Origin of the sequence: Serratia entomophila (assembly GCF_021462285.1) — a bacterium.
Lineage (GTDB): Bacteria > Pseudomonadota > Gammaproteobacteria > Enterobacterales > Enterobacteriaceae > Serratia > Serratia entomophila.
The window spans coordinates 446222-460929 of the sequence record NZ_CP082787.1 but is presented as its reverse complement, the minus strand read 5'-3'; the positions used below and the strand labels follow the sequence as shown (position 1 = coordinate 460929).

11 protein-coding genes are annotated in these 14708 nt (G+C 63.0%); 9 read left to right on the top strand and 2 right to left on the bottom strand.

Features of this window, described 5'->3' with window-relative positions:
* Window positions 1-181 precede the first annotated feature (181 nt).
* The 7 genes from pyrB to KHA73_RS02120 all read left to right on the top strand — a co-directional run bounded on the left by pyrB (window position 182) and on the right by KHA73_RS02120 (window position 6451).
* Window positions 182-1117, top strand: a complete 936-nt coding sequence (gene pyrB, locus KHA73_RS02150; protein ID WP_234588088.1) for an aspartate carbamoyltransferase — start codon at window positions 182-184, stop codon at window positions 1115-1117.
* Window positions 1118-1129: 12 nt separating this feature from the next.
* Window positions 1130-1594 (top strand): aspartate carbamoyltransferase regulatory subunit, encoded by a 465-nt coding sequence (gene pyrI, locus KHA73_RS02145; RefSeq protein WP_094142362.1) that lies wholly within the window; start codon window positions 1130-1132, stop codon window positions 1592-1594.
* A 275-nt stretch (window positions 1595-1869) separates the two neighbouring features.
* The gene (ridA, locus tag KHA73_RS02140; RefSeq protein WP_095095529.1) at window positions 1870-2256 is read left to right on the top strand and encodes a 2-iminobutanoate/2-iminopropanoate deaminase; all 387 of its coding nucleotides are present in this window, start codon (window positions 1870-1872) and stop codon (window positions 2254-2256) included.
* A gap of 240 nt (window positions 2257-2496) precedes the next feature.
* On the top strand, window positions 2497-3933 hold the full coding sequence (locus tag KHA73_RS02135; RefSeq protein WP_234588086.1) for a circularly permuted type 2 ATP-grasp protein: 1437 nt from the start codon (window positions 2497-2499) through the stop codon (window positions 3931-3933).
* The gene (locus KHA73_RS02130; RefSeq protein ID WP_234588084.1) at window positions 3927-4856 is read left to right on the top strand and encodes an alpha-E domain-containing protein; all 930 of its coding nucleotides are present in this window, start codon (window positions 3927-3929) and stop codon (window positions 4854-4856) included. The genes KHA73_RS02135 and KHA73_RS02130 overlap by 7 nt, the downstream gene beginning before the upstream one ends.
* Window positions 4853-5647 carry a transglutaminase family protein gene (locus KHA73_RS02125; protein ID WP_234588082.1) on the top strand — a complete coding sequence of 265 codons (795 nt, stop codon included), beginning with the start codon at window positions 4853-4855 and terminating at the stop codon, window positions 5645-5647. Before KHA73_RS02130 ends, KHA73_RS02125 begins: the two co-directional genes overlap by 4 nt.
* Window positions 5648-5722: 75 nt before the next feature.
* The gene (locus KHA73_RS02120; protein WP_234588081.1) at window positions 5723-6451 is read left to right on the top strand and encodes a proteasome-type protease; all 729 of its coding nucleotides are present in this window, start codon (window positions 5723-5725) and stop codon (window positions 6449-6451) included.
* A gap of 36 nt (window positions 6452-6487) precedes the next feature.
* On the opposite strand, the gene KHA73_RS02115 is transcribed toward KHA73_RS02120, so the two are convergent.
* Together KHA73_RS02115 and mgtA are read right to left on the bottom strand one after the other, a co-directional pair.
* The gene (locus KHA73_RS02115) at window positions 6488-8881 is read right to left on the bottom strand and encodes a beta-N-acetylhexosaminidase (RefSeq protein WP_234588079.1); all 2394 of its coding nucleotides are present in this window, start codon (window positions 8879-8881) and stop codon (window positions 6488-6490) included.
* A gap of 153 nt (window positions 8882-9034) precedes the next feature.
* The gene (gene mgtA / locus KHA73_RS02110) at window positions 9035-11743 is read right to left on the bottom strand and encodes a magnesium-translocating P-type ATPase (RefSeq protein WP_234588077.1); all 2709 of its coding nucleotides are present in this window, start codon (window positions 11741-11743) and stop codon (window positions 9035-9037) included.
* Between the two features lie 416 nt (window positions 11744-12159).
* Here mgtA and treR point away from each other — a divergent pair, with 416 nt between their 5' ends.
* Together treR and treB are read left to right on the top strand one after the other, a co-directional pair.
* On the top strand, window positions 12160-13107 hold the full coding sequence (treR, locus tag KHA73_RS02105) for a trehalose operon repressor TreR (RefSeq protein WP_234588076.1): 948 nt from the start codon (window positions 12160-12162) through the stop codon (window positions 13105-13107).
* A 143-nt stretch (window positions 13108-13250) separates the two neighbouring features.
* Window positions 13251-14666, top strand: a complete 1416-nt coding sequence (treB, locus tag KHA73_RS02100; protein WP_234588074.1) for a PTS trehalose transporter subunit IIBC — start codon at window positions 13251-13253, stop codon at window positions 14664-14666.
* Window positions 14667-14708 lie beyond the last annotated feature (42 nt).

Genomic DNA, 14708 nt, shown 5'->3' with positions numbered 1-14708 from the left:
AAAAACGACGTTTGTTTTGTTAGCCGCAACCGACAAAACCGACTGCCAATCGGCGGCCAGCTGCCGTTGTTTCTCCTGTTGCTAAACCGATCGTTTCAAGCCCCTCGTTGAGGGGCTTTTTTTTGCCTTAAGAATATCGAAAAGTCCCGCGCCACGGGCACGCGTCGAGGAGGAGTGAAAAATGGCCAACCCGCTGTATCACAAACATATCATCTCTATTAACGATCTCAGCCGCGAGGATCTGGAGCTGGTGCTGCGCACCGCCGCCAGCCTGAAGGCGCACCCGCAGCCGGAGCTGTTGAAACACAAGGTGATCGCCAGCTGCTTCTTCGAAGCCTCGACCCGTACCCGCCTGTCGTTCGAAACCTCGATGCACCGCCTGGGCGCCTCGGTGGTGGGCTTCGCCGACGGCAGCAACACCTCGCTGGGCAAGAAAGGCGAGACCCTGGCCGACACCATCTCGGTGATCGGCACCTACGTCGACGCCATCGTGATGCGCCACCCGCAGGAGGGCGCGGCGCGCATGGCGTCCGAGTTTTCCGGCGGCATTCCGGTGCTCAACGCCGGCGACGGCGCCAACCAGCACCCGACCCAAACCCTGCTGGACCTGTTCACCATTCAGGAAACCCAGGGCCGCCTGAACAACATCAACATCGCCATGGTGGGCGACCTGAAATACGGCCGTACCGTACACTCGCTGACTCAGGCGCTGGCCAAGTTCGAAGGCAACCGCTTCTACTTTATCGCCCCGGAAGCGCTGGCGATGCCGGCCTATATCCTGAAGATGCTGGAAGAAAAAGGCATCGAATACAGCCTGCACGGCAGCATCGAAGAGGTGGTGCCGGAGCTGGATATTCTCTACATGACCCGGGTGCAGAAAGAGCGCCTCGACCCTTCCGAATACGCCAACGTGAAGGCGCAGTTCGTCCTGCGCGCCGCGGATCTGGCCGGTGCGCGCGACAACCTGAAGGTGCTGCATCCGCTGCCGCGCATCGACGAAATCACCACAGACGTGGACACCACGCCGTACGCCTACTACTTCCAACAGGCGGGCAACGGCATCTTCGCCCGCCAGGCGCTGCTGGCGCTGGTATTAACCGCAGATTTGGCTCTTTAAGGGGGAACCGTCATGACTCACGATAACAAACTGCAGGTCGAAGCGATCAAATGCGGTACGGTGATTGACCATATTCCGGCGCAGGTCGGCTTCAAGCTGCTGACGCTGTTCAAGCTGACCGCCACCGATCAGCGCATCACCATCGGCCTGAACCTGCCCTCCAACGAGCTGGGCCGCAAAGACCTGATCAAGATCGAGAACACCTTCCTGACCGAACAGCAGGCCAACCAGCTGGCGATGTACGCGCCGAAGGCCACGGTAAACCGCATCGACAACTACGAGGTGGTGCGCAAGCTGACCCTCAGCCTGCCGGACCATATCGACGGCGTGCTGACCTGCCCGAACGGCAACTGCATCAGCCGCAGCGAGCCGGTGGCCTCGAGCTTCAGCGTTAAATCGCGCGACGGCGAGGTGCACCTGAAGTGCCGCTACTGCGAAAAAGAGTTCGAGCATCAGGTGGTGCTGCAGGCGGATTGAATCGGCTCATTTACCGGACGGCGCTGTTAATCCGCTCGCCACTCCCTATAATGGAATGCCGTAGAGAACGCATGTATTCGTCCCCTACGGTGATCGCACGCAGCCAACAACGCTGCGGTTTGAAAGACAAATGGCATACCCAAAATAATTGGAGTTGCATCAAGGCGGCAAGGGAGCGCATCCCGATGAGCTTACAGGAGTAAGTGATTCGGGTAAGTGAGCGCAGCCAACACAGAGGCAGCTTCAAGTATGACGGGTATATATTAGGAGAAAAAATGTCACGTAACATCAGCACTGAACTCGCCCCGGCAGCCATTGGTCCTTACGTGCAGGGCGTTGATCTGGGCAGCATGATCATCACTTCCGGCCAGATCCCGGTCGATCCGAAAACCGGCGCAGTTGCCGACGACGTCACCGCTCAGGCGCGCCAGTCGCTGGAGAACGTGAAGGCGATCGTCGAAGCCGCCGGCCTGAAAGTAGCCGACATCGTGAAAACCACGGTGTTCGTCAAAGACCTGAACGACTTCGCCACCGTCAACGCCGCATACGAAGCCTTCTTCAGCGAGCACAGCGCGCCGTTCCCGGCCCGTTCCTGCGTCGAAGTGGCCCGTCTGCCGAAAGACGTGAAGATCGAGATCGAAGCCATCGCCGTTCGTCGTTAATCCACGATAGCGCGCATAACGGTCAGCCCCGGCTGGCCGTTTTTATTTGCCGACGCTGAACCATCAACGACCATCCACGCTCCCATTCGCCCCCTTTTAAGGCGCCTCCACCCGGCCTTGCACTAAAAGCGTGCCTTTTTCCGCCTGAAACGCGCCGCTACGCGCCATTTCCGCCCCTTTCTCACCTTGGCACATTTTATGCTCGATTGATTGACAGCCTGCAATGTCGACGAGGTGACGATGCTGAATATCAATCTGTCCGCTTCACCGTTTTTTGATGAGATGCTTCTGGCTGAGGGGAAACACCGGGGCCATTACGCAGCTTACTGGCATTGGCTGCAACAGGCCGACCACAAGGCCGTGCAACGCAAGCGGGAAGAGGCCGCGCTGCTGTTTCACCGGGTGGGCATTACCTTTAACGTCTATGGCGACGACGACGGCGCCGAGCGGCTGATCCCATTCGACAGCGTGCCGCGCATCATTCCGGCCGCCGAATGGGCGATGCTCGATCGCGGCATCCGCCAGCGCGTTCAGGCGCTGAACGCCTTCCTGCACGATATCTACCACCAGCAGCACATTCTGAAAGCCGGCATCATTCCGGCGGAGCAGGTGCTGGCCAACGACCAATATCAGCCCTGCATGCAGGGCGTCGATCTGCACCGCAATATCTATGCGCATATCGTCGGCGTGGACATGGTGCGCAACAGCGACGGCCAGTACTACGTGCTGGAGGACAACCTGCGCACCCCATCCGGCGTTTCCTACATGCTGGAAAACCGCAAAATGATGATGCGGCTGTACCCCGAGCTGTTCGCCCGGCAGCGCATCGCGCCGGTGGAGCGCTACCCCTCGCACCTGCTGCAGACCCTGCGCGAAAGCTCGCCGATCAACGATCCCACCGTGGTGGTGCTGACGCCCGGCCGCTTCAACAGCGCCTACTTCGAACACAGCTTCCTGGCGCAGCAAATGGGGGTTGAGCTGGTGGAAAGCGCCGACCTGTTCGTCAAGGACGGCGCGGTGTTTATGCGCACCACCGCCGGGCCGTGCAAGGTCGACGTGATCTACCGCCGGGTGGACGACGCCTTCCTCGATCCGCTGGCGTTCCGTCCGGATTCGATGCTCGGCGTGCCGGGGCTGCTGTCGGTGTACCGCGCCGGCAACGTGGTGCTGGCCAACGCCATCGGCACCGGGGTAGCCGACGACAAGTCGATCTACCCCTATGTGCCGGAGATGGTGCGTTTCTATCTGCAGGAAGAGCCGATCCTCAACAACGTGCCGACCTGGCAGTGCCGCCACAAAAACGAGCTGTCTTACGTGCTGGCCAACCTGGAGCAGATGGTGGTGAAAGAGGTGCACGGCGCCGGCGGCTACGGCATGCTGATCGGCCCGGCGGCCAGCAAGGACGAGATCGCCAACTTCCGCGCGCTGCTGCAGGCCCGGCCGCAGAACTACATTGCGCAGAACACCCTGGCGCTCTCCACCTGCCCGACCTTCGTCAACGACGGCCTGGCGCCGCGCCATATCGACCTGCGGCCGTTCGCCCTGAGCGGCGCGGAGATCCGCCTGGTGCCCGGCGGCCTGACCCGGGTGGCGCTGGCGGAGGGTTCGCTGGTGGTGAACTCGTCGCAGGGCGGCGGCACCAAGGACACCTGGGTATTGGAGGACGACGCATGCTGAGCCGCACCGCCAGTGAACTCTATTGGATGGCCCGCTATCTGGAGCGGGCGGAAAGCATCGCCCGGGTGCTCGACGTCACCAACAAACTGTCGATGATGCCGATCCGCGACGGCGGCGATCGGGATCTGCAGGTGCCGCTCGATCTGACCGGCACCGGCCAGCTGTACGCCGCCGCCTACCCCGAGCTGACGATGGCCAACCTGGTGAGCTTCTTCGCCCTCGACAGCCGCAACCACAGCAGCATCTACAGCTGCCTGCAGATGGGCTGGGGCAACGCCCACGCGGTGCGCGGCAGCCTGTCTTCCGAAGTCTGGGAGAGCATCAACGCCACCTGGATCGAGATGAAGCTGATCCGCCGCCAGGGCATCGGCTCGGTCGGCGCCGACGCCTTCTTCGACTGGGTGAAGGAACGCTCGCACCTGTTCCGCGGCGCGATGTTCGGCACCCTGCTGCGCAGCGACGCCATGTGCTTTATTCGCCTCGGCACCCTGCTGGAGCGGGCCGACGGCACCGCCCGCCTGCTGGGGGTGAAAAACGCGCTGATGGACAGCGACGGCGACCCGGTGCGCGAATACTACCGTATGGACACGCTGCTGCGGGCGGTGAGCGCGCGCGAAGCCTATCACAGCATCTACAAGCAGCAACTGAGCCGGGAAACCATCGCCGAGCTGATGATCCTGCGCAACGAGATCCCGCGTTCGCTGCTGGCCTGCGTCGGCGACATGGTGCAGCAGTTGGAACAGATCGGCGGCAACAGCGCCAATCAACCGCGCCGCCTGGCGCACACCCTGCACGCCGAGCTGCGCTTCAGCAGCATGAAAGACCTGAGCCGGATCGGCCTGAGCGACTGGCTGGACGCCTTCCTCGGGCAGGTCAGCGGCATCGCCGAAAGCATTCACCACACTTATCTGGAGGCGCAATGAAACTGAACATTGAGCACAGCACCCATTACCACTACGCGCAACAGGTGCAGCGCAGCACCCAATACCTGCGGTTGACGCCGCAAAACTCGCAGCATCAGCGCATTCTCTCCTGGCAACTGACGCTGCCGGAAAACGCAGTGTGCACCACCGACGCCTTCGGCAACGTGCTGCACGTGCTGACGCTGGACGAACCGCATCAGGCGATCACCATTCGGGCGCAGGGGGTGGTGGAAATCGAAGACGGCGTCGAAGATCTGGCGCTGGGCCATCTGTCGCCGCTGGTGTTCCTGCGCCACAGCCCGCTGACCCAGCCCGACGCCGCGATCCAGGCTTTCGCCCTGCGCTACCACCAGCCGCAGGCGGTGCTGGCCGGGCTGGAACGGCTGATGGGCGAACTGCTGCTGAAAATGCCCTATAACCCGGGCGCCACCCAGGTGACCGACAGCGCCGTCGAGGCCTTCGCCACCGGCAGCGGGGTCTGCCAGGATCACACCCACGTATTTCTGGCCTGCTGCCGCAGCCTGAACATTCCGGCGCGCTACGTCAGCGGCTACCTGTACAGCGAAGACTCCACCCACGTCGCCACCCACGCCTGGGCGGAGGCCTGGGTGGAAGACCGCTGGCACAGTTTCGACATTACCAACAACACCCGTTTGCCGAATCAGCACCTTAAGCTGGCGGTGGGCATCGACTATCTGGACGCCTGCCCGGTGCGCGGCATGCGGTTGGGCGGCGGCTGCGAGGACATGCACACCATCGCCGCGGTGCAGATGATGCCGGCCGGCCAGTAGCCGCTTGCCGCCGGCGAAAGTTTCGGGCACGCTGGCGTTTGGCGGCGTGCCAGTCTTGTATTGAGGAATTGTGGTATGACCTATTGTGTGGCCATGCGCTTGTCGTCCGGGCTGGTCTTTGCTTCCGATTCACGCACCAACGCCGGGGTGGACCATATCTCCACCTTCCGCAAACTGCACGTGTTCCAGCAGGACGGCGAACGCACGCTGGTGCTGCAGAGCGCCGGCAATCTGGCGACCACCCAGAGCATCATCAGCCTGCTGCTGCGCCGCAGCCAGGACGCCGAGCGCCCCAACCTGCTGAACGCGCCCAGCCTGTACGAAGCCGCCAGCCTGGTGGGCGAAACGGTGCGCGAAGTGATCCAGCGCGACAGCGAGGCGCAGCAGAGCGGCAGCACCACCGATTTCAGCTGCAATCTGCTGCTCGGCGGCCAGATCCGCGGCGAAGAGACCCGGCTGTTCCATATCTACCCGCAGGGCAACTTTATCGAGGCTACCCGCGACACCCCCTACTTCCAGATCGGCGAAAGCAAATACGGCAAGCCGATCATCGATCGGGTGCTGAACTACGATACCCCGCTGGAGCAGGCGATGCAGTGCGCGCTGATCTCGCTGGATTCGACCCTGCGCAGCAATCTGTCGGTCGGGCTGCCGCTCGACGTGATGATCTACCCGCGCGGCAGCTTCAGCAGCGCCCAGCAATACCGCATCACCGAAGATCACCCGCACTTCAGCGCCATCCGCAAAGGCTGGGGCGAAGGGCTGGTCAGCATTTTCAAACAGCTGCCGCCGCTGGCGCTGTAAGGACTTTTGGGGCTCGGCCTGCCGAGCCCCCTGCGGTTATTCCACCCGAAGGCCGCGCAGCAGCGCCTCCAGCGGATACACCGCCGCGATCACCACCTCGTCGCGCGCCTGCGCCGCCGCGTCCAGCTGCTGCTGCGCCCGTTCGGCCTCGGCGCTGCTCAACGGTTTACCCTGCTGCCGGCGCTCCAGCAGCATCAGCCCCAGCGTCGACAGCGCGCCGACGTCCTGCGCCACCGGCGCCAGCGCCTGCATCACCCGGTTGCCTGCAATCAACGTTTTCACAGCCGCGCCGTTCAGCTGCCAGCGCAGCAGGCGTTCGCGCAGCGCCTGCGCCGCCGCCCGGTTGTTGTTGTCCTGCAACAGCGCCGCCACCTGCTGCCCCATCTCGCGCACTGCGTTGCTTTCCGGCGGCAGGGCATCGACAAAGCGATTGAGCGGCTCGAACTGATGGTAGTTGCCCGCCCTGAACTTCAGGTGCTGGCGGGTGTAGTACTGCGCCGGCTCCACCGCCTCGGCCAGGATCTGCAGCGGCGCGATCTCCACGCCGTTGGCCAGCCGGGTGAACTCGCGCGCGGTTTCGGCGTGCTGCTGCAGGCCGACCGACACCACCGACCAGGCGTCGATCGCCGCCAGCCGCCGGTACATGTTGCTTTGGTCGGTGACGTCTTTGGCCGACCACAGCCGCTCCGCCACCGCGAAGCTGCGCGGCCACAGCTTGAGATCGAGCAGCGGCGCGCGGACGTTTTCCGCCCACAGCGCCGCTTCGCCGCCGAGAATATTGGCCAGCCGTTTCTCGTCCGGCACCACCGGCGGTTTGCCCGGCGGAGTAGCCGCCAGTTTGTTGCCGCTGGTGGGGTAACGCACGTTGCCGACCAACGTATAGCCGCTGAGCTTGTCCTGCTGCAGCGTGAACACCGGCCGCGTGTCGCCCATCCAGGTATCGACGCGGAACGTCACCTGCTGCGGCGTGCGCCAGACGATGTCGTGCAGCGCGCGGCGCGACTTGCCGTCGAAGTCGATAAAACCGCGCCAGCCCTGCCGGCCCTGGATCAGGGTAAAGCTGCCCGCCACCGCGCTGCCCTTCAGGCGCGGCATGCTGAACTGCCAGCTCTGCGCCTGTTCGCCGGGCTGCAGCGCGGTTTCCACCCCCAGCGGCTGCGGCAGGATTTCATTGCGGTAGTGATAGGCGGTGCTCTGCGGCTGGTCGAGGTAGAAACCGGTCGACAGAATGCCCTGATAACCCTCCTGCGCGCCGGCGCCGAGCGAATCCTGCCCCTGCCAGGACTGGATCACGATCGAACGCGGCAGCGACGGGTGATAAATCTCGTCCCAGCCGACCATCTGCCGCTGGTGCTTCTCGAGGATTTTCTCCAACCGCTGGTTGAAGTAGGCCTGCAGCGCATGGGTGTCCGCCAGCTGATGTTGCCGCATGAACGCCTGAATGGATGACGACGCCTTCCACTGGCTGGCGTCGACCTCATCGCCGCCGATATGCAGATAAGGATCCGGGAAGATCGCCGCCAGTTCACCGACGATCGTATCGACAAACCGATAAACCTCGTCGCGGGTCGGATCGAGCGTCGGCGGGTGCACGCCCCACCGGCGCTCCATGCGGTACGGCCCCGGCGCGCTCATCAGCGCCGGGTAAGCCACCGCGATGCTCGAGGCGTGCCCCGGCAGGTCGATCTCCGGCACCACGCGGATGCCGCGCGCCGTGGCGTAGGCCACCACCTGCCGCATCTGCTCGCGGCTATAGAACTGGCCGTCGCTGGCCAGCTGCTGCAGTTTGGGGTAACGCTGCGAGGCGAAGCGCCAGCCCTGATCGTCGGTCAGGTGCCAGTGGAAAACGTTGAGTTTGGCCGCCGCCATGCCGTCGAGCTGGCGCAAAATATCCGCCACCGGCAGGAAATGGCGCGCCGAATCCAGCAGCACGCCGCGCCACGGGAAACGCGGCACGTCGGTGATGTTCACCAGCGGCAAGAAGGTGTTTTCTCCGTCGGTCTGCAGCAGCTGCAGCAGGGTTTCCATGCCGCGCAGCGCGCCGAAGCGGGTATTGGCGGTGAGGGCAACCCCTTGTGGGGTGACCGCCAGCCGGTAGCTCTCGTCGCTGCCCGGCAGCGGCTGCGCCGCCACCTTATCTTTGATAACGATGTCGATGGCCGCGCCCCCGGCGCTTTCCGCCTGCGGCGCCAACGTCCAGCCGGTTTGCAGCTCGATGCGCTGGCGCCAGCGCGGCAGCGCATCGCCCAGATCGTCGCCCTGCAGGCTTAGCGACAGCCGGTGATCCAGCACCAGCCTGCTCGCCGGTTGAGCCAGCTCAACCTGCTGCGGCCACGGCATCAGCGGCAGTTCGCCGGCCGGCTGCGCCAGCGCGCCGAGGGAAAACAACAGGGATGAAGCCAATAGCGTATAACGTGGGGCTTTATGCATCGGAAATTCCTCAGAGGAAAAAATATCAATATCAACAGCGAAGGTGAACGCTGTAGATAAAGACTGAGGATAAAACCGATGTCCAACTGCGGCGGTGAAAAAGCGGGCTGGATCACAATCGCCCCTCTTGCGTGCAGAAGAGGGGCGCGGAGATTATTGCCAGCCGTAGCGGCGCACGAACCAGCCCTTCACGCACTGGGTCAGCACCATGTAGCCGGTCAGGATCAGCGCCAGCCACGGGAAGTAGCCGAGCGGCAACGCCTGCAGCTGCAGGAAGCCGGCCAGCGGCGAGAACACCAGACCGATGCCGGTCACGATCACCGCCAGGGTCATGATGCACAGCGGCCAGGACGGGCGGCTCTGGATAAACGGAATTTTGCGCGTGCGGATCATGTGCACGATCAGCGTCTGCGACAGCAGCCCTTCCACGAACCAGCCGGACTGGAACAGCGTCTGCATTTCCGGCGTATTGGCCTTGAACACCCACCACATCAGGCTGAAGGTCAGCACGTCGAAGATCGAACTGATCGGCCCGAAGAACACCATAAAGCGCCCAATATCGCCGGAGTTCCAGCGCTGCGGCCGGGTTATCTGATCGTCGTCGACGTTGTCGAACGGGATGGCGATCTGCGAAATATCGTACATCAGGTTCTGGATCAGCAGGTGCAGCGGCAACATCGGCAGGAACGGCAGGAAGGCGCTGGCGATCAGCACGCTGAACACGTTGCCGAAGTTGGAGCTGGCAGTCATCTTGATGTACTTCAGCATGTTGGCGAAGGTGCGGCGCCCTTCGATCACCCCCTGTTCCAGCACCATCAGGCTTTTTTCCAGCAGGATGATGTCCGCCGCTTCCTTGGCGATGTCCACCGCCGAGTCGACGGAGATGCCGATATCGGCCGCGCGCAGCGCCGGCGCGTCGTTGATGCCGTCGCCCATAAAGCCCACCACGTGCCCCTGGCTGCGCAGCAGTTTAACGATGCGTTCCTTGTGCAGCGGCGTCAGCTTGGCGAACACCGTGGTGTGCGCCGCCGCCTGCGCCAGTTGCTCATCGCTCATCTGGTCGATTTCCGGCCCGCGCAGCAGATGATCCGCCTCCAGCCCGACGTCGCGGCACACCTTGGCGGCCACCAGCTCGTTGTCGCCGGTGAGGATCTTCACCCGGATGCCGTTTTGCTTCAGCGCCGCCAGCGCCGGCGCGGTGCTCTCTTTGGGCGGATCGAGGAAGGCGACGTAACCTTCGAGGATCAGATCCGACTCATCCGCCACGCCGTATTCATGCGCCTGCGCCGGCAGGATCTTGTTGGCCACCGCCACCACCCGCAGCCCCTGCTGATTGAGATCGTCGGTAATGCGGCGAATGCGCGCCAGCAGCGCCTCGCTGAGCGGGTGAACCTCATCGCCCTGCCGTACGTGGCTGCAGATCGCCAGCATTTCCTCCAGCGCGCCCTTGCACACCAGCTCGTGATAGTCGTTGTCCCTGGCCACCACCACCGACATGCGGCGGCGCTCGAAATCAAACGGGATCTCATCCACTTTACGGTATTGCTGCAGCGCCTCCGGCTGGCGGTTTTGCTCCGCGCAGCTCAGCACCGCCACGTCGAGCAGGTTTTTCAGCCCGGTCTGGTAGAAGCTGTTAAGCCAGGCATAGCGCAGCACCCGCTCGCTGCCGGCGCCGAACGCGTCGGTATGGCGCTCCAGCACGATTTTGTCCTGGGTCAGGGTGCCGGTTTTATCGGTGCACAGGATGTCCATGGCGCCGAAATTCTGGATGGCGTCCAGCCGTTTGACGATCACCTTCTGGCGCGACAGCTTCACCGCCCCTTTGGCCAGCGTCGAGGTGACGATCATCGGCAGCATTTCCGGCGTCAGCCCGACCGCCACCGACAGCGCAAACAGCGCCGCCTCCCACCAGTCGCCCTTGGTGTAGCCGTTGATCAGCAGCACGATCGGGGTCATCACCAGCATAAAACGGATCAGCAGCCAGCTGACCTTGCTGATGCCGGTCTGGAAGGCGTTCGGCTGCTCGTCCTGGCTGGTGACGCGCTGCGCCAGCTGGCCGAAGTAGGTGCCGCCGCCGGTGCCGATCACCATCGCCAGCGCGGTGCCGCTTACCACGTTGGTGCCCATAAAGCACAGGTTGCGGCAGTCGAGCGGATCCTCCGCCCGCTCACCCGGCGCGGCGGCCTTCTCCACCGGCAGGGATTCGCCGGTCAGCGCGGCCTGGCTGATAAACAGATCCTTGGCCGACAGCACGCGCAGATCCGCCGGGATCATGTCGCCGGCCGCCAGCTTGACGATGTCGCCCGGCACCAGCTGCGCGATCGGCAGCTCAACATGATCGCTTTTGCCGGTGAGCGCATCGCTGCGGTAAACCGTGGCGGTATTGCTGACCATCGCCTTCAGCGCATCCGCCGCCCGGTTGGAGCGCGCCTCCTGAATGAAGTTCAGCAGCGTGGAGATCGCCACCATCAGCGCGATCACCAGCGCGCCGGTCAGATCTTCGGTGGCGTAGGAGATCATGCCGAGCGCGGTCAGCAGCAGGTTGAACGGGTTGCGATAGCAGTGCCACAGGTGCTGCCACCAGGCCTCTTGCTGCTGATCGTCGATGACGTTTTCGCCGCAGCGCCGGCGCACCCGTTCCGCCTCATCGGCGGTGATACCTTCCGGATGGCTGTGAAAACGCTCATACAGCGCCATGGCATCGGCGGCGGCGCATTCCAGACGCTGTTGCGCCAGGCCGGCCGGCATCGCCTGCGCCGCGCCGCTGACGCCATCGAGCAGGCTGTCGCGCCGCACCAGGCGGCGCGGCAGGTTGCGGCTGAGCAGGCCCAGCAGCTGACGGGGAAGTTTTTTAAGTTTCATTATTCGCACCTCGTCGCCCGGCGCCTCACGGCGGCGGGTGAACGCGGGATCGCCCGGGCCGGGTTTTGGACGCGCCAAAAACCGCTGCGGGAGCAGATCCTTATCTTTTTTCATAACAGCAGGAGCGAACGACAGAGCGCGCGCTACCGGTTACCGTTTACATCACCGGTAAAACAGCAGCGCCAGGCGGAGAGGTTTTACCGGTAAACCGAGTGAGTGTCTAAAGCGGTCGGATCGGGGTCCATATGGGGGATAACCTCCGGTAAATGAAAAGATCGAACGACAAGAGCGGCCGTTCAGCGCAGTGCCGCAATCGCCGCATTGCATCAAGATCCCAGGGGGAAAATAGGCTATGCTGACGAGCATTAATCACAGGCGGCAAGTTTACGCCTGTTAACCTCAACGAAATGTAAACCATGCAAAACCGGCTGACCATCAAGGACATCGCACGCCTGAGCGGCGTAGGAAAATCCACCGTATCGCGCGTGTTGAACAACGAAGGCAGCGTGAGCCCGCAGACCCGCGAACGGGTGGAGGCGGTGATCCGTCAGCAGGGGTTTACGCCCTCCAAGTCGGCGCGCGCCATGCGCGGCCAAAGCGACAAGGTCGTGGGCATTATCGTTTCGCGCCTCGATTCGCCGTCTGAAAATCAGGCGGTGCGCACCATGCTGCCGCTGCTGTATCAGCAGGGCTTCGACCCGATCGTGATGGAGAGCCAGTTCGAAACCCGTCTGGTGCAGGAACATCTGCACGTGCTGCAGCAGCGCAACGTCGACGGGGTGATCCTGTTCGGCTTCACCGGGCTGAGCGCGGCGATGCTCAAGCCATGGCGGGAAAAAATGGTGGTGATGGTGCGCGAGTACGACGGCTTTTCTTCCGTTTGCTACGACGACGCCGGCGCGGTCAACCTGCTGATGGACCGCCTGCATCGGCAGGGGCATCGGCATATCAGCTACCTTGGCGTGCAGCTGAGCGACGCCACCACCGGCCAGCGCCGCTATCAGGCCTATCTCGCCGCCTGCGAGCGCCTGCAGCTGACACCGCGCGCGGCCCTGGGCGAACTGAATTACCAGAGCGGCTTCCAGCGCGCCGCCGAGGTGATTGACCCGCAAACCAGCGCGCTGATCTGCGCCTCCGACAGCATCGCCCTGGGCGCTATCAAATACCTGCAACAGCAGCCTGCGCAGCGCATTCAGGTATGCGCCATCGGCAACACCCCGCTGCTCAGCTTCCTGTTCCCCGAAACCCTGTCGGTCGAATTCGGCTACGGCAGCGCCGGCCTGCAGGCGGCGCAGCAGCTGCTGGCTCAGCTCAGCGGCGAGCAAGGCATTCGGCGCATCCTGGTGCCCAGCAAACTTTCCTGAGTGAAAAATGCACATATTTTGTCATTTTGTGATCCTCGCCCCAAACCGGGAACGTTCCCATTCCATAAAAAAAGCCGAATGACTAAGCTTTGATCATTACTCAGTCAACACCTCTGCGCGTTAGCCAATAAAGGTATCCAATAATGAGCAAAGTAAAACAGCAGGACATTGATCGCCTGATTGTTTTGGTCGGCGGCCGCGAGAATATCGCCACCGTCAGCCATTGTATTACCCGATTACGTTTCGTCCTTAACGATCCCAATAAGGCGAAACCGAAAGAAATTGAAGAGCTGCCGATGGTCAAAGGCTGCTTCACCAACGCCGGGCAGTTCCAGGTGGTGATCGGCCCCGAGGTCGGCGATTACTACCAGGCGCTGATCGCCACCACCGGCCTCAACGAGGCCGACAAGGAACAGGCCAAGGTCGCCGCGCGTCAGAATATGACCTGGAGCGAGCGCGCCATCGCCCACTTCGCCGAAATCTTCTTCCCGCTGCTGCCGGCGCTGATCAGCGGCGGTCTGATCCTCGGCTTCCGCAACGTGATCGGCGACATTCCGATGTCCGGCGGCCAAACGCTGGCGCAGATGCACCCGGCGTGGAAAACCATCTACGACTTCCTGTGGCTGCTCGGCGAAGCGATCTTCATGTTCCTGCCGGTGGCCATTTGCTGGTCGACGGTGAAGAAAATGGGCGGCACGCCGGTGCTCGGCATCGTGCTGGGCGTGACCCTGGTGTCGCCGCAGCTGATGAACTCCTATCAGCTCGGCCAGCAGATCCCGGAAGTGTGGAACTTCGGCTGGTTCGCCATTCAGAAAGTCGGCTATCAGGCGCAGGTGATCCCGTCCATGCTGGCCGGCATGGCGCTGGGTTGGATTGAGACCCGGCTGAAAAAGATCGTGCCCGACTACCTGTATCTGGTAGTGGTGCCGGTGGTGTCCCTGCTGCTGGCGGTGTTCCTGGCGCACGCGCTGATCGGGCCGTTCGGCCGCATGATCGGCGACGGCGTGGCCTGGGCGGTGAAAGCGGTGATGACCGGCAGCTTCGCGCCGATCGGCGCCGCGCTGTTCGGCTTCCTGTATGCGCCGCTGGTGATCACCGGCGTGCATCAGACCACCCTGGCCATCGACATGCAGATGATCCAGAGCATGGGCGGCACCCCGGTGTGGCCGCTGATTGCGCTCTCCAACATCGCGCAGGCCTCGGCGGTGCTGGGCATCATCATCATCAGCCGCAAAGCCAACGAGCGCGAGATTTCGGTGCCGGCGGCGATCTCCGCCTACCTCGGCGTGACCGAACCGGCGATGTACGGCATCAACCTGAAATACCGCTTCCCGATGCTGTGCGCGATGATCGGCTCGGCCTTCGCCGGCCTGATCTGCGGCCTGGACGGCGTGATGGCCAACGGCATCGGCGTCGGCGGCCTGCCGGGCATCCTGTCGATCAAGCCGCAGTTCTGGCTGATTTACTCGCTGGCTATCCTGGTGGCGGTGGTGATCCCAATGCTGCTGACCATCATGGTCTACAAGCGCAAAGCCGCCCGCGGCGAGCTGCCGGTTTAATTTACGCGATATGAATGTAGGGGCTGGAAATACCCTATAGCT

What these genes read in the sequence shown, in the direction of transcription:
- pyrB (WP_234588088.1), top strand. Translation starts at nt 182, where the DNA reads ATGGCCAACCCGCTGTATCACAAACATATCATCTCTATTAACGATCTC.
- pyrI (WP_094142362.1), top strand. Translation starts at nt 1,130, where the DNA reads ATGACTCACGATAACAAACTGCAGGTCGAAGCGATCAAATGCGGTACG.
- ridA (WP_095095529.1), top strand. Translation starts at nt 1,870, where the DNA reads ATGTCACGTAACATCAGCACTGAACTCGCCCCGGCAGCCATTGGTCCT.
- KHA73_RS02135 (WP_234588086.1), top strand. Translation starts at nt 2,497, where the DNA reads ATGCTGAATATCAATCTGTCCGCTTCACCGTTTTTTGATGAGATGCTT.
- KHA73_RS02130 (WP_234588084.1), top strand. Translation starts at nt 3,927, where the DNA reads ATGCTGAGCCGCACCGCCAGTGAACTCTATTGGATGGCCCGCTATCTG.
- KHA73_RS02125 (WP_234588082.1), top strand. Translation starts at nt 4,853, where the DNA reads ATGAAACTGAACATTGAGCACAGCACCCATTACCACTACGCGCAACAG.
- KHA73_RS02120 (WP_234588081.1), top strand. Translation starts at nt 5,723, where the DNA reads ATGACCTATTGTGTGGCCATGCGCTTGTCGTCCGGGCTGGTCTTTGCT.
- KHA73_RS02115 (WP_234588079.1), bottom strand. Translation starts at nt 8,881, where the DNA reads ATGCATAAAGCCCCACGTTATACGCTATTGGCTTCATCCCTGTTGTTT.
- mgtA (WP_234588077.1), bottom strand. Translation starts at nt 11,743, where the DNA reads ATGAAACTTAAAAAACTTCCCCGTCAGCTGCTGGGCCTGCTCAGCCGC.
- treR (WP_234588076.1), top strand. Translation starts at nt 12,160, where the DNA reads ATGCAAAACCGGCTGACCATCAAGGACATCGCACGCCTGAGCGGCGTA.
- treB (WP_234588074.1), top strand. Translation starts at nt 13,251, where the DNA reads ATGAGCAAAGTAAAACAGCAGGACATTGATCGCCTGATTGTTTTGGTC.